Source organism: Trinickia terrae, assembly GCF_005144415.1.
Classification (GTDB): Bacteria; Pseudomonadota; Gammaproteobacteria; order Burkholderiales; family Burkholderiaceae; genus Trinickia_A; species Trinickia_A terrae.
On the sequence record NZ_SWJE01000005.1, the window covers coordinates 735,392 to 756,097 of the forward strand.

Annotated in this window: 17 protein-coding genes and 1 pseudogene; 13 read left to right on the forward strand and 5 right to left on the reverse strand. The window is 66.7% G+C overall.

All coding sequences use genetic code 11. The features are described from left to right. Positions 1-2 precede the first annotated feature (2 nt). Genes FAZ69_RS12685 through FAZ69_RS12700 form a run of 4 tightly spaced genes read left to right on the forward strand, consistent with a single transcriptional unit; the run spans position 3 to position 3,722 of the window. Complete coding sequence (locus FAZ69_RS12685) at positions 3-893, forward strand: phosphoribosylaminoimidazolesuccinocarboxamide synthase (protein WP_136894833.1); 891 nt, start codon at positions 3-5, stop codon at positions 891-893. Positions 894-910: 17 nt separating this feature from the next. After that, positions 911-1,432 (forward strand): 5-(carboxyamino)imidazole ribonucleotide mutase, encoded by a 522-nt coding sequence (gene purE / locus FAZ69_RS12690; protein WP_136894835.1) that lies wholly within the window; start codon positions 911-913, stop codon positions 1,430-1,432. 12 nt (positions 1,433-1,444) lie between these two features. Further along, on the forward strand, positions 1,445-2,665 hold the full coding sequence (locus tag FAZ69_RS12695; RefSeq protein ID WP_136894837.1) for a 5-(carboxyamino)imidazole ribonucleotide synthase: 1,221 nt from the start codon (positions 1,445-1,447) through the stop codon (positions 2,663-2,665). 16 nt (positions 2,666-2,681) lie between these two features. Next, entirely contained in the window at positions 2,682-3,722 is a 1,041-nt protein-coding gene (locus FAZ69_RS12700) for an L-threonylcarbamoyladenylate synthase (protein WP_136894839.1), read from the forward strand. A 199-nt stretch (positions 3,723-3,921) separates the two neighbouring features. Here the strand turns inward: FAZ69_RS12700 and FAZ69_RS12705 are convergent, their stop codons facing one another. From FAZ69_RS12705 to dacB, 3 genes and pseudogenes are all read right to left on the reverse strand, one after another. Continuing rightward, entirely contained in the window at positions 3,922-5,121 is a 1,200-nt protein-coding gene (locus FAZ69_RS12705; protein ID WP_136894841.1) for an SGNH/GDSL hydrolase family protein, read from the reverse strand. A 173-nt stretch (positions 5,122-5,294) separates the two neighbouring features. After that, a pseudogene (locus tag FAZ69_RS12710) lies at positions 5,295-5,658 on the reverse strand (sterol desaturase family protein); the annotation flags it as partial. Positions 5,659-5,933: 275 nt separating this feature from the next. Beyond that, positions 5,934-7,541, reverse strand: a complete 1,608-nt coding sequence (dacB, locus tag FAZ69_RS12715; RefSeq protein WP_136894843.1) for a D-alanyl-D-alanine carboxypeptidase/D-alanyl-D-alanine endopeptidase — start codon at positions 7,539-7,541, stop codon at positions 5,934-5,936. A gap of 189 nt (positions 7,542-7,730) precedes the next feature. Here dacB and FAZ69_RS12720 point away from each other — a divergent pair, with 189 nt between their 5' ends. The 6 genes from FAZ69_RS12720 (at position 7,731) to FAZ69_RS12745 (ending at position 13,319) form a co-directional block, all read left to right on the forward strand. Further along, positions 7,731-8,393 (forward strand): response regulator, encoded by a 663-nt coding sequence (locus FAZ69_RS12720; RefSeq protein ID WP_136894845.1) that lies wholly within the window; start codon positions 7,731-7,733, stop codon positions 8,391-8,393. 13 nt (positions 8,394-8,406) lie between these two features. Beyond that, on the forward strand, positions 8,407-9,705 hold the full coding sequence (locus FAZ69_RS12725) for an ATP-binding protein (protein ID WP_136894847.1): 1,299 nt from the start codon (positions 8,407-8,409) through the stop codon (positions 9,703-9,705). A 142-nt stretch (positions 9,706-9,847) separates the two neighbouring features. Continuing rightward, positions 9,848-11,341 (forward strand): DegQ family serine endoprotease, encoded by a 1,494-nt coding sequence (locus tag FAZ69_RS12730; RefSeq protein ID WP_136894849.1) that lies wholly within the window; start codon positions 9,848-9,850, stop codon positions 11,339-11,341. Positions 11,342-11,486: 145 nt separating this feature from the next. Beyond that, positions 11,487-11,975 carry a carboxypeptidase regulatory-like domain-containing protein gene (locus FAZ69_RS12735; protein ID WP_136894851.1) on the forward strand — a complete coding sequence of 163 codons (489 nt, stop codon included), beginning with the start codon at positions 11,487-11,489 and terminating at the stop codon, positions 11,973-11,975. A 204-nt stretch (positions 11,976-12,179) separates the two neighbouring features. After that, positions 12,180-12,539: a DUF427 domain-containing protein gene (locus tag FAZ69_RS12740; RefSeq protein WP_136894853.1), complete on the forward strand. Its 360-nt coding sequence runs from the start codon at positions 12,180-12,182 to the stop codon at positions 12,537-12,539. Positions 12,540-12,572: 33 nt separating this feature from the next. Beyond that, positions 12,573-13,319 carry an SRPBCC family protein gene (locus FAZ69_RS12745; protein WP_136894855.1) on the forward strand — a complete coding sequence of 249 codons (747 nt, stop codon included), beginning with the start codon at positions 12,573-12,575 and terminating at the stop codon, positions 13,317-13,319. Positions 13,320-13,356: 37 nt separating this feature from the next. Here FAZ69_RS12745 and FAZ69_RS12750 read toward each other — a convergent pair whose 3' ends face one another. Continuing rightward, positions 13,357-14,343 carry a GlxA family transcriptional regulator gene (locus tag FAZ69_RS12750; RefSeq protein ID WP_136894857.1) on the reverse strand — a complete coding sequence of 329 codons (987 nt, stop codon included), beginning with the start codon at positions 14,341-14,343 and terminating at the stop codon, positions 13,357-13,359. 153 nt (positions 14,344-14,496) lie between these two features. On the opposite strand from FAZ69_RS12750, the gene FAZ69_RS12755 reads away from it, so the two are divergent. Then, positions 14,497-15,159 carry a cysteine hydrolase family protein gene (locus tag FAZ69_RS12755; protein WP_136894859.1) on the forward strand — a complete coding sequence of 221 codons (663 nt, stop codon included), beginning with the start codon at positions 14,497-14,499 and terminating at the stop codon, positions 15,157-15,159. Here the strand turns inward: FAZ69_RS12755 and FAZ69_RS12760 are convergent. Next, the gene (locus FAZ69_RS12760) at positions 15,156-15,800 is read right to left on the reverse strand and encodes a TetR family transcriptional regulator (RefSeq protein ID WP_136894861.1); all 645 of its coding nucleotides are present in this window, start codon (positions 15,798-15,800) and stop codon (positions 15,156-15,158) included. The two genes, FAZ69_RS12755 and FAZ69_RS12760, sit on opposite strands and share 4 nt — an antisense overlap. A gap of 409 nt (positions 15,801-16,209) precedes the next feature. On the opposite strand from FAZ69_RS12760, the gene FAZ69_RS12765 reads away from it, so the two are divergent. After that, a complete protein-coding gene (locus tag FAZ69_RS12765; protein ID WP_136894863.1) occupies positions 16,210-17,424 on the forward strand; it encodes an efflux RND transporter periplasmic adaptor subunit in 1,215 nt (404 codons plus the stop codon). 15 nt (positions 17,425-17,439) lie between these two features. Further along, a complete protein-coding gene (locus FAZ69_RS12770) occupies positions 17,440-20,643 on the forward strand; it encodes an efflux RND transporter permease subunit (RefSeq protein ID WP_136894865.1) in 3,204 nt (1,067 codons plus the stop codon). Positions 20,644-20,706 lie beyond the last annotated feature (63 nt).

The window sequence follows — 20,706 nt, forward strand, 5'->3', positions numbered from 1 at the left end:
CGATGTCTACCCTCTACGAATCCACGCTCCGCTCGCTGCCTCTGCTCGGCCGCGGCAAGGTCCGCGACAACTACGCCGTTGGCAACGATCGCCTGCTGATCGTCACGACCGACCGCCTGTCCGCGTTCGACGTCATCATGGGCGAGCCGATTCCCGCCAAGGGCCGCGTGCTGAACCAGATGGCGAACTTCTGGTTCGACAAGTTGAAGCACATTGTCCCGAACCACCTGACGGGCGTCGCGCCCGAGACGGTCGTCGCGGCCGATGAAGTGGAGCAGGTGAAGGGCCGCGCCGTGGTCGTGAAGCGCCTCGAGCCGATCCTCGTCGAAGCCGTGGTGCGCGGCTACCTGGCCGGCAGCGGCTGGAAGGACTATCAGGCGACGGGCGCCGTCTGCGGCGTGCAGTTGCCGCCGGGCCTGCAGAACGCGCAGAAGCTCCCCGAGCCGATCTTCACGCCGGCCGCCAAGGCCGAGATGGGCCATCACGACGAAAACATCACCTACGACGAGATGGAGCGCCGCATCGGCACCGAGCTGTCGGCGACGATCCGCGACATCTCGATCAAGCTTTACAAGGAAGCAGCCGAGTACGCGGCGACGCGCGGCATCATCATCGCCGACACGAAGTTCGAGTTCGGCCTCGACAACCACGGCGAGCTCTACCTGATGGACGAGGCGCTGACCGCCGATTCGTCGCGCTTCTGGCCCGCGGACCAGTACCAGGTCGGCACCAACCCGCCGTCGTTCGACAAGCAGTTCGTGCGCGACTGGCTGGAGACGCAGGACTGGAAGAAGGAGCCGCCCGCGCCTAAGCTGCCCGGCGAGGTGGTCGCGAAAACGAGCGAGAAGTACCAGGAAGCGCTCGAGCGTCTCACTGGGCAAAAGCTCGCCTGACAAAGGAAATCCCCACAATGACCGAAGCAGTCCAGACAGCCCACACGCATAGTGCGCCGCTCGTCGGCGTCCTGATGGGTTCCAGTTCCGATTGGGACGTGATGAAGCACGCGGTAGCGATCCTGCAGGAGTTCGGCGTGCCCTACGAGGCGAAGGTCGTCTCCGCGCACCGGATGCCGGACGAGATGTTCGACTACGCCGAGCGCGCGCGCGAGCGCGGCCTGCGCGCGATCATCGCGGGCGCGGGCGGCGCGGCGCACCTGCCGGGCATGCTGGCCGCGAAGACGACGGTGCCGGTGCTCGGCGTGCCGGTCGCGAGCAAGTACCTGAAGGGCGTCGATTCGCTGCATTCGATCGTGCAGATGCCCAAGGGCGTTCCGGTGGCGACGTTCGCGATCGGCGAGGCCGGCGCGGCGAATGCGGCGCTGTTTGCGGTGTCGCTGTTGAGTACTACGTCGACGGACTATGCGAACCGGCTGGCGGCGTTCCGCGTGCGGCAGAACGAGGCCGCGCATGCGATGGTGCTGCCCGAGCTTTGATCTTTTATTGACATGACTTCAGACTACACCCCGGTTTCTCCGATCCTGCCTGGCGCCTGGCTCGGCATGGTCGGCGGCGGCCAGCTCGGCCGCATGTTCTGCTTTGCTGCGCAGGCGATGGGTTATCGCGTCGCGGTTCTCGATCCCGATGCGAGCAGCCCGGCCGGCGCGGTGGCGGACAAGCACCTGTGCGCCGCCTACACCGACGAGGCTGCGCTCACCGAGCTCGCGCGCCTATGCGCAGCGGTTTCGACCGAATTCGAGAACGTGCCGTCGGCGAGCCTCGATTTCCTCGCGCGCGCGACGTTTGTCAGCCCCGCCGGACGCTGCGTCGCAGTCGCGCAGGACCGGATCGCCGAGAAGCGCTTCATCGCGGGATCGGGCGTGCCTGTGGCTCCGCATGTTGCGATCGAGTCGTCCGATGCGCTCGCGGCGATCAACGATGCGCAGCTCGAGGCCGTGCTGCCCGGCATCTTGAAGACCGCACGGCTCGGCTACGACGGCAAGGGCCAGGTGAGCGTGCGCAACGCCGAGGAGGTGCGCGAGGCGCATGCGTCGCTGGGAGGCGTGGCTTGCGTGCTCGAAAAGCGTCTGCCGCTCAAATTCGAAGTGTCGGCGCTGATCGCGCGCGGCGTCAACGGCGCATCGGCCGTGTTTCCGCTCGCGCAGAACACGCACCGCCACGGCGTGCTCGCGCATACGATCGTTCCCGCGCCCGATGCGGGCCCCGCGCTTGTCAAGCAGGCGCAGCAGGCGGCGCTGCGCATCGCCGACGCGCTCGGCTACGTCGGCGTGCTGTGCGTCGAATTCTTCGTGTTGGAGGATGGCTCGCTCGTCGCGAACGAGATGGCGCCGCGTCCGCACAACTCCGGGCATTACACCGTCGATGCGTGCGCGGCGAGCCAGTTCGAGCAGCAGGTGCGTGCGATGACCGCGATGCCGCTCGGCGATACGCGACAGCATTCGCCTGCGGTCATGCTCAACATCCTCGGCGACGTCTGGTTCCGGGAAGGGCCGAAGGGCGCAACGGGGGCTGCGTCGAAGCCCATTCCCGTCACGCCGCCGTGGCATGAAGTCGCCGCGATGCCGGCCGCGCGCCTGCACTTGTACGGCAAGGAGGATGCGCGTCCGGGCCGCAAGATGGGGCACGTGAACTTCACCGCCGCGACGCTCGACGAAGCGCGCACGGCCGCGCGCGATTGCGCGCGCCTGCTGCATATTCCGCTCGGCTGACGCCGGCTGCCGATCGATGTCCAAGCATCCGAATCTTCCTGTCGCGCCCGAGGCGATGCGCGAGCAGATCGAGCACGCGGCGGCGCTGCTCGACGCGGGCGAGCTCGTCGCCTTTCCGACCGAGACGGTGTACGGCCTCGGCGGCGACGCGGAGAACCCGGAAGCCGTCGCGCGCATTTACGCGGCCAAGGGGCGTCCGGCGAATCATCCGGTGATCGTCCACCTGGCGCCGCATGGCGATCCGAACTACTGGGTCGAGTATTTGCCGGCCGACGCGCAAAAGTTGATCGACGCGTTCTGGCCCGGGCCGCTCACGCTGATCCTGAAGCGCGCCGCGCACATTCCCGCGGCGGTGAGCGGCGGGCAGGATTCGGTCGGGCTGCGCTGTCCGTCGCATCCGGTCGCGCAGGCGCTGCTCGGCGCATTCAGCGCGCTGCGCGGGGGGCATGGGGGCGTAGCGGCGCCGTCTGCGAACCGTTTCGGCCACGTGAGTCCGACCACGGCTCAGCACGTGCGCGATGAATTCGGCGTGGCGATTCACGTGCTCGACGGCGGCTCGTCGGATGTCGGGATCGAGTCGACGATCCTCGATTTGTCGCGCGGTTTTCCGGCGCTGCTGCGCCCGGGGCGCGTGACGCCGCAGGATCTGGCCGACGTGCTGGGCGTCGCGCCCCGTTTGCCCGACGGCAGCGATGCGACTGCGCCGCGCGCGTCGGGGACGCTCAAGGCGCACTACGCACCGCGCACGCCGCTGGCGTTGCTGCCGTTCGAAGCGCTGGAGCCGATCCTGGCGGCGGCGCGCGACGCCGGCGAGCGCGTGGCGCTCGTCGCGCGCCAATCGCGCGCCGGTGGCTGGGCGGGCGCCGAGGGCGTGCATTTCGTTGCAGCGCCAGAAGATCCGCATGCGTACGCGCGCGAGCTGTACGGGTTGCTGCGGGCGCTGGATCGCGCCGAGGTCGCGCGCATTCTGATCGAAAAGCTGCCCGATACGATCGAGTGGATCGCGGTCAACGACCGGCTCGGCCGCGCTGCGGCGGCGTTCGGAGCGCAGGATTGAGTGGAGCTTCGGACGCGGCTGCTCGCCAGCGTTTGAAGTACTGAACGCAGAAACGCAGAAACGGCCCGAGCGCGACACAGTGCGTGCCGCTTGCGGCGCACTTGGGAGCATCCACGAAAAAACGCCCGGCTTGAGTCCAAGCCGGGCGTTTCGCTTTGCCGTCCCCGATGCCCTCCCGGACGGCCAATTCAGCCAAGCCTCACTTCCCGAGGCCCGCGGCCGCGATCTTCCCCTCGACGAACGACGCGAAGAGCGAATGCAGCTTCGTGGTCGGGTGGATCGAGTCGGCGAACATATAGGTCTGGTCCGCGCCCGAGACCGTCAGCGTTTGCGGGGAGCAGAACAGCGACGAGCCAAATGCCGCGCCGAACTGGGCGGCGGTCTCTCCGCTCGAGAGCACGCTCGGGTTGGCGGTGGCGTATGCGGTGGCGTTCGCCTCCATCTGCGTCAGGTTGCACGCCGTGCCGGTGTTGGACACCTGGAAGCCGAGCGAGCTGTAGTTCGGCAGGACCGTTCCGTCGAGCCACGTGAAGGCATCGGCATAGATCACCGACGACGAGAGCCCGGCGCTTTGCAGACCGGCCACCAGCATGGCGTTGTAGACCCCGGTGATGCCCGTCAGCAGCGCGGCGCCGCTCGTTCCCTCGGAGAGGCCGAGCGGCGTAGTGCCGATGTCCGGCACATTGACGAGCACGACGTGGGTCGCGCCGGCGGCGAGGATCCGGCCAACCTGGGTGACGAGCGCTGTTGCCGTCGTGGCCAGCGCCTTTTCGGTCTCCGTGGTGACTGCGACGGTCTGGCTGGTGTACGTGCCGTTCGTCAAGCCGGTGGTGACGGCGGTTCCGATCGCCGTTGCGTTTTCCAGGATGTCGTTCGCGCCGCCGTTGATCAGCACGAGCTGGCCTGAGTTGAAGCTGCCGTGCGCGTTCAGGTAATTGGTCACCTGGTCCACGACCGGCACCGTCGTCGCCGCTGCGTTGTTCGCTGCCCAGCCTTCGCCTTCCTCCGCGCTGACGCGTGAGCCGCCTTGCCCGTAGCCGAGACCGCCGTTGGACGTGAGCGCCAAGCCGAAGCCGCCGAGATAGGCCGGTGTAATCGTGCCGCCATAGTAGTTGGCGACGTCCTGCACCCAGATCTGGCCCGGGTTGGTCGTGAACTTGCCGCCGCCGAAGTCGGGGAGGATGACCTCTGAATACGTGCCGACATCCGACAGGCTGTCGCCGAACGACACGACCTGCAGCGACACGCCGCCCGCCGGCGTGCTGCTGTTGCTGGTCGTCGACGAATTGCTGCCGCCCCCGCCGCCGCATGCCGCCAGAAGCGCGAACGCGGCGCAGGCAATGGCCGATTGTGCGACGCGCAGCAGGCGTTTGGGCTGAGTCTTATTGGTGTGTTTCATCTATCTCGTCTCCTCGAATGTGCGGCTTGGCCGTGTTTTGCAGCGAACGCCCGCCGCTTTATGGCGCGCGGCGTAGCGGTCGCTTGCTGAAGTTGTCATGTGTTCTTCGATACGGGAAAGGCTTCCGATCCTCCTGTTTCCCGTCCCGCTGCGGCAACGCGAGCAGCATGGAACGCCGTCGACAGGTTCAACTGCTCGGACGAGTGATGGACGACATGCGCGGCCCACGGCCACCGCGCGCGATGGCTGCAGCGATGGAAGACGTAGTGGAGCAGGTCCTGGGCGACGAACAGGACCACGAACGATATCCATCCCGCATCCCAGGTGATCAGCCGGAAGTGCTCGTAGACGTAGGTGTAGACGGGGATGACGGCGAGCCACGCGAGCTTGTCGGCGGCTTGATGCTGATGCATCAGCGCGAGCGACGCGTTGCAGAGCGTGCGGGTGCGAGCGCCGCAGGTGCCACGCCTCCCGCCCGATGCATGCGAGAAAGACGGGCGCCATGGCGAGCAGGAGCAATTCGGCGTCGAATTGCATAGGCGTCTGTCTCCTATCTCGAGGCTGGTCTTATTTGCAGCGTGAACGCTGTCGTCTAGTGCCGATATGCGCGTAGGGCGGTTGTATGCTGTGCCGCTTCCGCGCCTCGGACATTGCCCGACAGCCTACACGCTCGCGCCACGCGCCGCGCCATTCTTCGTAGAAGGATTATTCGATGCCGGGACCGCCCGGCAAGGGAGATGAGGGTCTCTCCCTGCTCCGGCGGCCGGGAGAGCTACAGATGGAGGAGGCAGGAAGACGCGTCGGCCCGGCGCTCAGTGCAGCCCCTTGTAGACCCACTCGAGCAGCGCGTCGTGCGCCTCTCGCGCGGCTTCCGCGTGCGGGTCGTTGATGATGCTGACGACGACGTAGCTCTGGCCGTCCGCCCCGGCTACGTAGCCGGCGATCGCGCGCACGTCGCGCAGCGTGCCGGTCTTGATGTGGGCGTTGCCGAGCACGGGAGCGGTTTTCAGGCGGTTGCGCATGGTGCCGTCGACGCCCGCCACGGGCAGCGATCCGACGAACACCTGCGCGACGGGGCTCGCGTTCGCCTGTTGCAGCAAGTCGGCGAGCGAGAGTGCGGAGACGTGCTCTTCGCGCGACAGCCCGGAGCCGTTTTCGAGCGTGAGCTCCGGGATCGGCAACCCGTTCGCGTGCAGGAAAGCGCGGATCACATCCGCCGATTTCTCGGGCGTCGCGGGCGGTTTTTCCTTGACGGCGCCGATCGTCAGGAACAGGTTGCGCGCCATCACGTTGTTGCTGAACTTGTTGATGTCGCGAACGATGTCGGACAGCACCGGGCCTTGGTGCGTGGCGACGAGATGTGCCGTGACGGGCACCGGGCCTTCGCGCGTCGTGCCGTTGAAAGTGCCGCCCGTCTGCTGCCAGAGCGCGAGGAAGCCGCCCGCGAAGAACTGCGAGTGATCGAGCACGGCGAGGTTGATCGAGCGCATGCCGCAGCGCACCGGGTAATCGCCCGAGAACAACGCGGCGACCGTGCCGTTCGCTTCCGGCGTGACGGTCGGCGTCGCCGCGGTTTCGCCGCCGACGCACGCGCCGCGCGTCGCATGCAGCTCGTTGTCGATTTGCAGCTGCGACAGCGCGGGCAGCACGTCGATCGCGACGGTGCCGTCGGGCGAGGGCGTCAGCGTGAACGTCAGCGACTTGAAGGCGTAAAGAAGCGGATCGGGGCCGACGTTGTAGGGGGCGGTGGTGTCGTCGTCGAACGGCGGGAGGTCGCGCGTCGACGGATCGAAGAAGCGCTTGTCGAGCACCAGCGCGCCGTCGATGCCCGTGATCCCGGCCTTGTGAATCCGGTCGACGAGATCGATCAGCTCTTCCGGCACGAGCTTCGGGTCGCCGGTGCCCTGGATGTAGAGGCTGCCGTGCAGCACGCCGCGCTCGTCGAGCGTGCCGTCCGCGTAGGCGGTGGTGCGCCAGCGATAGTCCGGCCCGAGGATCGAAAGGCCCGCGTAAGTGGTGACGAGCTTCATCGTCGAGGCGGGCATCATCGGCTTGCCGGCGTTCACCGCGAGGACCGGCGTGCGGTCGCCGATCTTCTCGACGACCACGCTCACCGACGTGAGCGGCACATGCGCGCGCTCGAGTCCTTTCATCACCGGAGCGGGCAGGACGGTCGAGACGCTGACGGCCGGATGACGCGCCTTCTTGCGCGCCTCGGCCGGTGTGGCGAACGCGAGCGCGGCGCAGGCAAGAAGCGCGACGGCGGTGCGTGCGAGCGTTCCGGCGCCATGAAAACGATTCGATCGCGGCTGATCGGCGTGCAAAGGGGGCGACGGCAAGGATGACGAAAGCGAAGCGGGGTGCAGCGCGCGCCTCGGCAGCATGCGGCGCGAGACGGAGGAAAATAATGCGTTCGTCATGGACAGCGGGTTCGGTGATTCGAGACGATCGCGGCAGCGACGGCAAACGCCGCGCCAGCCAGGCCGTGCCAAAAGCGCTCATTGTAGAGACATGCCGCCGCGCTGCGGAAAAAAGCACGCGCGGCGCGTGGCGTCGGCGAGACGCTAAAATGCGCTCGTGACTCACCTTTGCAGCGGGATGTAAAAGCGATGCGCATATTGTTAGTCGAAGACGACCAGATGATTGCCGAAGGCGTGCGCAAGGCGCTGCGCGGCGAGGGCTTCGCGGTCGATTGGGTGCAGGACGGCGAAGCCGCGCTGACCGCCGCCACGGGCGAGTCCTACGATCTCATCCTGCTCGACCTGGGCCTGCCCAAGCGCGATGGCCTCGACGTGCTGCGCTCCCTGCGCGCGCGCGGCCATGCGTGCCCGGTGCTGATCGTCACCGCGCGCGACGCCGTCGCTGACCGCGTCAAAGGCCTCGACGCCGGCGCCGACGACTACCTCGTCAAGCCCTTCGATCTCGACGAGCTCGGCGCGCGGATGCGCGCGCTGATCCGCCGCCAGTCGGGGCGCAGCGAATCGGTGATGCGGCACGGCGCGCTGACGCTCGATCCCGCCTCACACCAGGTGACGCTCGACGGTGCGCCGGTCGCGCTGTCCGCGCGCGAATTCGCGCTGCTCGAAGCGCTGCTCGCGCGCCCGGGCGCGGTGCTCTCGAAGAGCCAGCTCGAAGACAAGATGTACGGCTGGGGCGAGGAGATCGGCAGCAATACGGTCGAGGTCTATATCCACGCGCTGCGCAAGAAGCTCGGCGCCGACCTGATCCGCAACGTGCGCGGTCTCGGCTACATGATTGCCAAGGAAGCGTAGGCCCGCCCGATCTATGAGTTCGATTCGCCGTCAATTGCTGTTCTGGCTCGTCGCGATCGTCGTCGCGGGCGTCTCGCTCGCGGGCTGGCTGATCTACCGGCAGGCGCTCGCCGAAGCCAACGAGCTGTTCGACTACCAGCTGCAGGAGATCGCCGCGGCGCTGCCGTCGGAACCTTTCGCGCAGATTCTCGGCGCGCATTCCGATGCCGACGAGGGCGTCGTGATCCAGATCTGGAATCGCAACGGCGCGCTGATGTACTACTCGCATCCGCGCGCGCCGCTCGCGCCGCGCGCCGAGCTCGGCTTCTCGACCGAGCGCACCGAGCGCGGCGAGTGGCGCGTGTATGGTGCGATCGTCGGCGACAACGTCGTGCAGCTGGCGCAGCCGCTGTCCGTGCGCAACCGGCTCGCCGCGAACGTCGCGCTGCGCACGCTGTGGCCGCTGATCGTGGTGCTGCCGTTCCTCGGTCTTGCCGTTTGGGGGATCGTCGGACGCGGGCTCGCGCCGCTCGCGCGCGTGACGCGCGCGCTGGAGACGCGCCGTCCCGAGGCGCTCGAGCCGCTGCCGGACGAGCGTCTGCCGCTCGAAGTGAAGCCGCTCGTGCGCGCGCTGAACGGGCTGCTCGAGCGCTTGTCGGCCGCGCTCGACACGCAGAAGGCCTTCGTCGCCGATGCGGCGCACGAGCTGCGCACGCCGCTCGCGGCCGTGCAGATCCAGTCGCAATTGGTTGCGCGCGCACACGACGACGCCACGCGCCGCGAAGCGCTCGCCGATCTGCAGGCGGGCGTGACGCGTGCAACGCGTCTTGCCGAGCAGTTGCTCGCATTGGCGCGGGCCGAGCCGGACAGCGCGGCGGGGAGACGCATGCTGGACCTGCGCGCGCTTCTGGCCGAATGCGTCGCGGCTCACGCGCCGCTTGCCGGGCGGCGCGGGATCGATCTCGGCGTCGAGGAGGTGCAGTCGGCCAGCGTGACCGCCGACGCCGAAGCGCTGCGCGTGATGTTCGGCAACCTGCTCGACAACGCCGTCAAGTACACGCCCGAGGGCGGCCGCATCGACGTATCGCTCGCGCTCGATGACGACGGCCGTCCGTGCGTGAGCATCGCCGACAGCGGCCCCGGCATCCCCGCGGAAGAACGCGAGCGCGTGTTCGACCGCTTCTATCGCGACACCTCCGCGCGAGCGCGCACCGACGTGTCGGGCAGCGGCCTCGGGCTCGCGATCGTCAAGCGCATCGCGGTCCAGCACGGCGTCGAGATCGAGCTCGGCGACGCGGCGCTCGGCGGCCTGCGCGTCAGCGTGCGGTTCTAGCCTGGCCGTCCGGCGGGCGTTTTGCTGCGCGTTTTGCTGCGCGTTTCGCGGCATTTTGCCGGTATCGGCGTCGAATTCCGTCGTTAAGACTCCTTTAAGGCTGCGTACTTACTCTGCGTTCGTCACCCAGGAGGTTTGCTCGATGAATACCAAAACTCTGTCTCGCGGCGCCATTGCCATCGCTGTCGCCGTCGCGCTGTCCGCGGGTTACGTCGCGGGCACCCGCCATACCGATCCCCAGATCATCCCGTCGGCCCAGGCCGCGGCCCTGATGCCCGCCGAAGCCGCCGCGAAGACCGGCATCCCCGATTTTTCGGGCCTGGTCGAAACCTATGGTCCGGCCGTCGTGAACATCAGCGCCAAGCACGTCGTGAAGCAGGTCTCGCAGCGTCAGTCGATGCAGCAGCTGCCGATCGATCCGAGCGACCCGTTCTACCAGTTCTTCCGCCACTTTTACGGCCAGTTCCCGGGACAGGGCGGCGGTGACGACGGCGGCAGCCAGGGCGACCAGCCGAGCGCGAGCCTCGGCTCGGGCTTCATCATCAGCCCGGACGGCTACATCCTGACCAACGCGCACGTCGTCGACGGCGCGAACGTCGTCACCGTCAAGCTGACCGACAAGCGCGAGTACCGCGCGAAGGTCGTCGGCGCTGACAAGCAATCGGACGTCGCGGTGCTGAAGATCAGCGCCGCCAATCTGCCGACCGTGAAGATCGGCGATCCGAGCCAGAGCAAGGTCGGCCAGTGGGTTGTCGCGATCGGCTCGCCGTACGGCTTCGACAACACGGTCACCTCGGGCATCATCAGCGCGAAGTCGCGCTCGCTGCCGGAAGAGAACTACACGCCGTTCATCCAGACCGACGTGCCGGTGAACCCGGGCAATTCGGGCGGTCCGCTCTTCAACCTGCAGGGCGAGGTGATCGGCATCAACTCGATGATCTACTCGCAGACGGGCGGCTTCCAGGGGCTGTCGTTCGCGATCCCGATCAATGAGGCGATGAAGGTCAAGGACGACCTCGTCAAGACGGGCCACGTGAGCCGCGGGCGTCTCGGCGTCGCGGTGCAGGGCCTGAACCAGACGCTCGCCGATTCGTTCGGGCTCGGCAAGCCCAACGGCGCGCTCGTGAGCTCGGTCGATCCGGGCGGCCCGGCTGCCAAGGCGGGCTTGCAGGCGGGCGACGTCATCCTCGCGGTGAACGGCACACAGATCAGCGACTCGACCGATCTGCCGTCGATGATCGCGGGCATCAAGCCGGGCAGCAAGGCCGACCTTCAGGTCTGGCGCGACAAGGCCAAGAAGGACATCGCCGTGACGATCGGCGCGCTCACCGACGCGAAGGCCGCGTCCAACGACACGCAGGCGCAGGAGCAAGGGCGCCTCGGCGTGGCGGTGCGGCCGCTCACGCCGCAGGAGAAGAGCGGCGCGTCGCTGTCGCATGGCCTGCTCGTACAGCAGTCGTCGGGGCCCGCGGCGAGCGCGGGCATCCAGCCGGGCGACGTGATTCTCGCGGTCAACGGCCGTCCGGTGTCGAGCCCCGACCAGCTGCGCGACATGATCGCGAAGGCCGGCAACAGCATCGCGCTCCTGATCCAGCGCGACAGCGCGCAGATTTTCGTGCCGGTCGATCTGGGCTGACACGCTCGCGCAGCATCTCAGGTTGTCGTTCAAAAGGCGCCGCACCGTCCTAACATGGACGGTGCGGCGTTTTCATTTCTTCAGTCTGCGCCGGGCCTGCAAATTGCTCGTTTTTCATGGCCACTCATGGCGGAAAGGAGCAGCGATGAACACGCCAAGCAACAAGCGGGCGGCGCTCGCGGCGGTGGCCGCGACGCTCGCACTCGGTGCGGCGGGCGGCGCGCTCGCGCAGTCGAGCGCAGTGGGCGGCACGACGACCGACAACACCAGCGCCGGCAACGCGAACGGCGGCGGCCTGCCGCAGATCCAGCAGCAGGGCGACGTGTCGTTCGTGTCGGGCGGCGTAGGCAGCGACGAGTCGTCGGCGCTCAAGCGGGCCCAGCACGACTGGCCGCTCGCGCTGCGCTTCACCGGGCCCGGGACCGAATACCTGGCCGACGTGCACGTGCGCATCGTCAACGCGCATGACGGCGAGGTGCTCAACGCGGAATCGCGCGGCCCGTACATGCTCGTCAGGCTGCGCCCTGGCCGCTACACTGTCCACGCGGCCTACAACGGCAAAGATCAGATGAAAGCCGTGACGGTCTCGGGCAGCGGAAGCACCAAGGCCGATTTCTACTGGAATTCCCAATAGGAATAGGGACTTTCCAGTAAGGATCGCAGGGCCGCACAAGCGACACGAGTTTCGCCGATAATGAAAGCCACGGACGCCGTGGCTTTTTTATGCGCCGCAAAAAGCCGCCGGCTACGCAACGGCACGCCAAAGATACGCCTTTGATCGCCCGAGCAGCGGTACATCGGCGGCAGAGCCGCGCAATAGGTGGATCAGGGGAATGCAATGACGAATGTCGCCGAGCATCGCATCGAGATCGTGCCGAACCGCCACCGGGTGCGGGTGATCCAGTATGGCGTCACGATTGCCGACACCGTGCGCGGGCTCACGCTCAGCGAGACCGGCCTTCCCGACGTCGTCTATTTTCCGCGCGAGGACGTCAACATGACGCGGCTCATGCGCTCCGACCATACTTCGTACTGTCCCTATAAAGGGCACGCGTCGTATTTCCATTTGCAAACCGAGGACGGCACCGTCGAGAACGCTGTATGGAGCTATGAGGATCCGCTCGATACGACCGCCGCCATCAAAGGGTATCTGGCGTTTTATGCATCGCGAGTCGATCGCATCGATCAGACCTCCTGATCCCGAGACCGCGCGTTCACAGGGGAATTCGCCATGGAATTGAACGACGCGTTACGCATTCCGCTGGCGCCGTCTGCGGTCTGGGAGGCGCTGCAGGATCTCGCGCTCTTGCGTGCGAGTCTCGAAAACTGCGAATCGTTCTCGCGCCTCACCGGGGGCGAATACGCGTTGACGCTGACCGTGCCGCTCGGCCCGCTCAGGGCGCGCTACGACGTGCGCGCGCACGTTGCGGGCCAGAACGAGGCGGCTGCCGACGCGCCGCATCGCACGCTCAACTTCAAGGCCCGCGCGGTCGGCGTCGGCGCGCTGCGCGGACAGATCGACGTCGCGTTGCGCGCGGACCCGGACAGCGGCGCGCAAGCGGAGCCGGCGACGCGCATCGACTACTCCGTCTGGGCGACGCTCACCGGGCCGCTCGCCGAACTGCCGCCGCGCCAGATCGAAAACGCGATGCACGAGTTGGCCGACGACTTCTTCACGGAATTTTGCGCGGTCGTGCAGGCCAAGCACGGGCAGGGGCCAAACCGAGCACGCGTCGAGCACGGCCGGCGCCAGCACGTCTTCCTGCGGCCGATCAATCTGGCCGGCATCGCGCGGCGTGCCCATCTGCATGGCGTCGACGGCACGCTGACGGGCCGCGCCGCCGGCACGCTGGTCGGCACGCGCGGGGCGCATGGGCTCAATCGCGGACATGAGCCGCATGCTGTGCCTGCCTGGGCGTGGGCGGCGATGATCTTTTTCGTCGCGGTGCTGCTCTACGCATCGCACTGGTTCGGCTGACGCACCGTCCGTTCCATTCCACTCCATTCCTTCCGGCTCAGACGCCGCGAAACTCCCGCCGGTAGGCGGACGGCGACGTCTTGAACACGTCGGCGAAATGCTGGCGCATCGAGACCGCCGAGCCGAATCCCGCCGCGTCTGCGATCGCGTCGACCGATTGCTCCGTCATCTCCAGCAGCTGCTGCGCGCGGGCGAGACGCGTCGCGAGCAGCCACGCGCCGACGGTCGTGCCGGTCGCCTGCCGGAAGCGCCGCGTGAAGTTGCGCCGGCTCATCAGGGCGCGCCCGGCAAGGGAGTCGAGCGTGTGCGGCTCGCGCGGATGGGCGCGGACCCAGTCGAGCAGTTCGGCGAGCCGGCCGTCGCGCGCATCGGCGGCGATCGGCTGCTCGATGAACTGGGCTTGAGAGCCCTGCCGATGCGGCGGCACGACGAGCCGCCGCGCCGTGTAGCTCGCCGCCCGCGCGCCGTAGAGTTTGCGCAGCACGTGCAGGCAGCAGTCGATGCCCGCCGCGGTGCCGGCCGAGGTCAGGATGTTGCCGTCGTCGACATAGAGCACGCCCGCATCGAGCTTGACCTTCGGGTAGCGGCGCGCGAACGCGTCGGCCCAGGCCCAGTGGGTCGTGGCGGGGCGGCCTTCGAGCAGGCCCGCGGCCGCCAGCACGAACGCGCCGAGGCATAGCCCGACGAGCTGCGCGCCACGCGCGTGCGCGGCGCGCAAGGCGTCGAGGAGGGCGGCGGGCGGCGTTTCGCCGGTGTCGCGCCAGCTGGGCACGACGACGATGTCGGCGTCCGCGATCACGTCGAAGCCGAGGGGCGCGGCGATCGTGAAGCCGGCGGTCGTCGCGAGCGCCCCGGCCCGCTCGGCGCAGACGCGCAGCTCGAAGGGCGGCACCCCGCCGGCGCCGCGATCCTCGCCGAACACGAGGCACGGCACCGACAAATGGAATGGGCTGATGCCGTCGAATGCGACGACGGCGACGATGCGTGCGCCGGGCTCGGCGGCTGATGTCGCGGCAGACGGCATGGGCGGTCTCTTGATTTGGATTGGCCCGATTCTAGCGAAGATTGTCATTCGGGCCGCTATCTGCGAGAGCTGCAAGGGCGAAGAATGGCTCCCGTCGCTGCTTCGGCGAATCGCTCGAAATCCGACAGCCCATTGCCAACAAGGAGCCGCAACATGTCCCACGCAACGCCCCGCCGTGCGCTGATCGTCATCGATGTGCAAAACGAATACGTGACGGGCGGCCTGCCGATCGAATACCCCGGCGTCCAGGTCTCGCTCGCCAACATCGGCCGCGCCATGGATGCGGCGCGGGCGTCGTCGGTACCGGTCGTGGTCGTGCAGAACTTCGCGCCCGCCGACGCTCCTATCTTCGCGCGCGGCACGGAGGGGGCGGAATTGCACCCGGTCGTCGCGTCGCGCCCGCACGATCACTACGTCGAAAAGTCGCTGCCGAGCGCGTTCGCCGGCACCGACCTGGCCGACTGGCTGGCGGCCAACCAGATCGACACGCTGACCGTTGCCGGCTACATGACGCACAACTGCGACGCGTCGACGATCTTTCATGCATTGCACGCAGGCTACGCGGTGGAGTTTCTCGCGGACGCGACGGGGTCCGTGCCTTATGAGAACGCCGCCGGCTGCGCAAGCGCCGAGGAGATTCATCGCGTGTTCAGCGTCGTCATGCAGTCGCGCTTCGCGGCGGTGCTCACGACCGGCGAGTGGGGGGCGGCGCTCGGGTCGGGCGCCCGGCCGGACAAGGGCTCGATCTACGCGTCGAACCGGAAGGCGCGCGAGCGGCGTGCGCAGCAGAGCGCCGCAGCTTCGACGCCCGCCTAATCCGCCGCCGGCCCGCGCAACGCAGGGCTGTAGCGCAGCATGTCGAAGCAGGCGTCGACGAGCTGCTCGGAATGAGTCGCGATATCGACCTTGTCGGGCAGGATGAGCATGTCGCGCAAGAAGCCGCCGACGACCGCGTGCAGGATCGTCGCGGCTTTCTGCGTATCGAGGTCGGCGGGCAACTGCCCCTTCGACACGGCGTTCTTCAACCCGCCTTCGATTTTCTGCAGGCCTTCGCGCATGCTCGTCTGATGGCGCGCCATGACCGGGCCCATGTCTTCGACGAACTCGCACTTCAGAAACAAGATGTCGAACACGCGGCGCTGCTGCGGGTCGGTGGCCGTTCTGCGCAGGCACAAGGTGACGATCTCCTTGAGCCTGCCGAGCGGGTTGGCTTCCTGCGGGTCGAGCGAGGCGGCGCCGAGCTCGTCGAGCGGGAGCAGCACGCGATCGAACATTTCCGTGAACAGGTCGCCCTTGTTGGCGAAGTGCCAATAGATGGCGCCGCGCGTGACGCCGGCATGCTGGGCGATATCGCCGAGGGACGTGCGCGACACGCCTTTCTCGAAGAACACTTGCTCGGCGGCGTCGAGGATCCGATTGCGCGTCTCCTGGGCTTCTTCCTTGGTTCGTCTGACCATTGATATCGAGTGGCGCTTTGCGGGGCGGAACCGGCGGCGCATGAACAGGCCGCACGGATTTTACTATGTGGAACAGTCTGTGAGCAGATTCTGCTCTTTGCCGCTGTCTCGAAATGCATCACGACTTTTACGTACATTCGTGATTGTATATATAATCTACCCCGGCGATTGAATGACCTAGTGTAATCACGGGTAATATCCGTCACTGTTGCCTGCCCCAAGCTAGGCGCCGCGAGTGTTCTTGCTGCGGCGCCATGCGGCGTTTACCTGGTCGGCGCGTCTTGCCGACAGCTGTTCCGACCGCATCCGGGCTTTCAATCCAGCGTCTCACGACGTATTTGTGCTGCGCGTTTTGCGGGGGCAGAAACGCGAGCACTCATTTTTCTCAGTCATTGACAGAGGTTGCTCCATGCGCGTCGAACGGGTTCCATACCGCTTAATCAGTGTCGCGACGGCTGCCGTATTCCTTGCAGCATGCGGACAAAAACAATCGGCACCGCCGCAGCAAACGCCGGAAGTCGGCGTGGTCACCATTCAACAATCCTCCGTGCCGGTCGTCACTGAATTGCCGGGCCGCACCAACGCCTTCCTCGTGGCGCAAGTGCGCGCGCGGGTCGACGGCATCGTGCTGTCGCGCGACTTCACCGAAGGCAGCGAAGTGAAGGCCGGCCAGCGCCTGTACAAGATCGATCCGGCGCCGTACATCGCCTCGCTCAACAACGCAAAGGCCACGCTCGCGAGGGCCGAGGCCAACCTCGTCTCCACCACCGCGCAGGCCAATCGCTACAAGGTGCTGGTGGCTGCCAACGCAGTCAGCAAGCAGGACTACGACAACGCCGTCGCCTCGCAAGGCCAGGCCGCGGCAGATGTCGCCGCGGGCAAGGCGCAGGTCCAGACCGCGCAGATCAACCTCGGCTATACCGACGTCATCTCGCCGATCACCGGCCGCACCGGCGTGTCGCAGGTCACGCCGGGCGCGTACGTGCAGGCGAGCCAGGCGACGCTGATGGACACGATCCAGCAACTGGACCCCGTCTATGTCGACCTGACGCAATCGAGCCTCGACGGCCTCAAGCTGCGCCGCGACGTGCAGGAAGGCCGCGTGAAGACGAGCGGCCCGAGCGCGGCGAAGGTCTCGCTGATCCTCGAGGACGGCCGCACCTATTCGGAGCCCGGCAAGCTGCAGTTCTCCGACGTCACCGTCGACCAGACGACCGGCTCGGTCACGATCCGTGCGATTTTCCCGAACCCGAACCGGGTGCTCCTGCCGGGCATGTTCGTGCGCGCGCGCATCGAAGAAGGCGTCAACGACCGTGCGATGCTCGTGCCGCAGATCGGCGTCTCGCACAACCAGAAGGGCGACGCGATTGCGCTCGTCGTGGGTCCGGACAACAAGGTGGCGCCGCACACGCTCGTCACGACCGGCATGAACGGCCCGAACTGGGTCGTCGAAAGCGGCGTGCAGCCGGGCGACCGCGTGATCGTGCAGGGCACCGAGAAGGTCCGCCCGGGCATGGAAGTGAAGGCGGTGCCGGCCCAGCTGGCGGAAAGCCCCGCATCCGGCGCGGCAGCCGGCCAAGCCCCCGCGGCGAGCGGCGCGAAAGCGGCATCGGGCGCGCAATAACAGGGAGCCTGCTTCATGGCAAAGTTCTTTATCGATCGCCCGATTTTTGCCTGGGTGATCGCGATTATCTTGATGCTTGCGGGTGTCGCGTCGATCTTCAATCTGCCGATCGCGCAGTACCCGACCATCGCGCCGCCGTCGATCCAGATCAGCGCAAGCTATCCGGGCGCGTCCGCGAAGACGGTGGAAGACACGGTCACGCAGGTGATCGAGCAGCAGATGAGCGGTCTCGACCACTTGCTGTACCTGTCGTCCACCTCTGACGACTCCGGTGCCGCGACCATCACGCTGACGTTCGCCGCCGGCACGAATCCGGACATCGCGCAGGTGCAGGTGCAGAACAAGCTGTCGCTCGCGACGCCGCTCCTGCCGCAGGTCGTGCAGCAGCTCGGCACCACGGTGACGAAGTCGAGCAGCAGCTTCCTGCTCGTGCTCGCCTTCAACTCCGAGGACGGCAGCATGGACCGCTACGACCTCGCGAATTACGTGGCGTCGAACGTCAAGGACCCGATCAGCCGTATCGACGGCGTCGGCACCGTGACGCTGTTCGGCACGCAGTACGCGATGCGGATCTGGCTCGACGCGAACAAGCTGAACAACTATGGCTTGACGCCCGTCGACGTGACGAGCGCGATCTCGGCGCAGAACGTCCAGGTGGCGGGCGGCCAGATCGGTGGCACGCCGGCCAAGCCGGGCCAGTTGGTCCAGGCGACCATCACCGAGGCGACGCTGCTGCGCACGCCCGAACAGTTCGGCAACATCCTGCTGAAGGTCAACCAGGACGGCTCGCAGGTGCGCTTGAAGGACGTCTCGCGCATCGCCCTCGGCGGCGAATCGTACAACACCGAGACGAAGTACAACGGCCAGTGGACCGCCGGTCTCGGCATCCAGCTCGCGACGGGCGCAAACGCGCTGCAGACGGCGAAGAACGTGAAGGCGAAGATCGACGAGCTGTCGAAGTACTTCCCGCACGGTCTCGTCGTGAAGTATCCGTATGACACGACGCCGTTCGTGCGCCTGTCGATCGAGGAGGTGGTCAAGACGCTGCTCGAAGGCATCGTGCTCGTGTTCCTCGTGATGTACCTGTTCCTGCAGAACCTGCGCGCGACGCTGATTCCGACGATCGCGGTGCCGGTGGTGCTGTTGGGCACGTTCGCGATCATGGAGCTCGTGGGCTTTTCGATCAACACGCTGTCGATGTTCGGCCTCGTGCTCGCGATCGGCCTCTTGGTGGACGACGCGATCGTGGTCGTGGAGAACGTCGAGCGGGTGATGGCGGAGGAGGGCTTGTCGCCGAAGGAAGCGACCAAGAAGGCGATGGGCCAGATCACCGGCGCGCTCGTCGGCGTGGCGCTCGTACTGTCGGCGGTGTTCGTGCCGGTGGCGTTCTCGGGCGGCTCGGTCGGCGCCATCTATCGGCAGTTCTCGCTGACCATCGTGTCGGCGATGGTGCTGTCGGTGCTCGTGGCGTTGATTTTGACGCCGGCATTGTGCGCGACGATCCTCAAGCCGATTCCGCAAGGCCATCACGAAGAGAAGAAGGGCTTCTTCGGCTGGTTCAACCGCACGTTCGATAAGAGCCGCGACAAGTATCACTCGGGCGTCTATCACGTGATCAAGCGCTCGGGCCGCTGGCTCATCATCTATCTCGCGGTGATCGCGGCGGTGGGCCTCCTGTTCGTGAAGCTGCCGAAGTCGTTCCTGCCCGATGAAGACCAGGGCCTCATGTTCGTTCTCGTGCAGACGCCGTCGGGTTCGACGATGGAGACCACGGGCAAGACCCTCGCCAACATCTCGGATTACGTGCTGACGAAGGAAAAGGATCTCGTCGAATCGGCGTTCACGGTGAACGGCTTCAGCTTCGCGGGCCGCGGCCAGAATTCCGGTCTCGTGTTCATCAAGCTGAAGGACTTCAAGCAGCGTCAGCACGCGGACCAGAAGGTGCAGGCGATCATCCAGCGGATGTTCATGCACTACGCGGGCTACAAGGACGCACTGGTGATCCCGTTCAATCCGCCGTCGATTCCCGAGCTCGGCACGGCGTCGGGCTTCGACTTCGAGCTGACCGATAACGGGGGGCTCGGGCACGAGGCGCTGATGGCCGCGCGCAATCAGCTGCTCGGCATGGCCTCGAAAGACCCGACGCTCGCGCTCGTGCGTCCGAACGGCCTGAACGACACGGCGCAGTACAAGGTCGACATCGACCGCGAGAAGGCTCAGGCATTGGGCGTCTCGGCATCGGCGATCGACCAGACGTTCTCGATCGCCTGGGCGTCGCAGTACGTGAACAACTTCCTCGACGTCGACAACCGGATCAAGAAGGTCTACGTGCAGTCCGACGCGCCGTTCCGGATGAACCCGGAGGACCTGGAGATCTGGTACGTGCGCAACGGCTCCGGCGGGATGGTGCCGTTCAGCGCGTTTGCGACCGGCAAGTGGACCTACGGCTCGCCGAAGCTCGAGCGCTACAACGGCGTGTCGGCGGTCGAAATCCAGGGTGCGGCCGCGCAAGGCAAGAGTACCGGCCAGGCGATGGCCGCGATGCAGGCGATTGCGGCGAAGCTGCCGCCGGGCATCGGCTACTCGTGGACCGGCTTGTCGTTCCAGGAAATCCAGTCCGGCTCGCAGGCGCCGATCCTCTACGCGATCTCGATCCTCGTCGTGTTCCTGTGTCTCGCGGCGCTCTATGAGAGCTGGTCGATTCCGTTCTCGGTGATCATGGTCGTGCCGCTCGGCGTGATCGGCGCGCTCCTGGCCGCCACGCTGCGCGGGCTGGAGAACGACGTGTTCTTCCAGGTGGGCCTGTTGACCACGGTGGGTCTGTCCGCGAAGAACGCGATTCTGATCGTCGAGTTCGCACGGGAGCTTCAGCAGGGCGAAAAGATGGGGCCGGTGGAGGCCGCGCTCGAAGCGTCGCGCCTGCGGTTGCGGCCGATTCTGATGACGTCGATGGCGTTCATTCTCGGCGTGCTGCCGCTCGCGATCAGCAACGGCGCGGGTTCGGCGAGCCAGCACGCGATCGGCACGGGCGTGATCGGCGGGATGCTGACGGCGACCTTCTTCGCGATTTTCATGATCCCGATGTTCTTCGTCGTGATCCGCTCGAAGTTCGCGGGCGAGACGGAAGACGTGGACGAAGCGATGAAGCTCTCGGACTCGCTGCACAAGGACGAGCACGGCAACGGTTCGGCCAATGGTTCGGACAAGGAAGGACACTGAGATGAAACAACCCCCACGCTCACTTCGTGAGCTGCCCCCCGAGGGGGCGTCCCAGTACGCTTG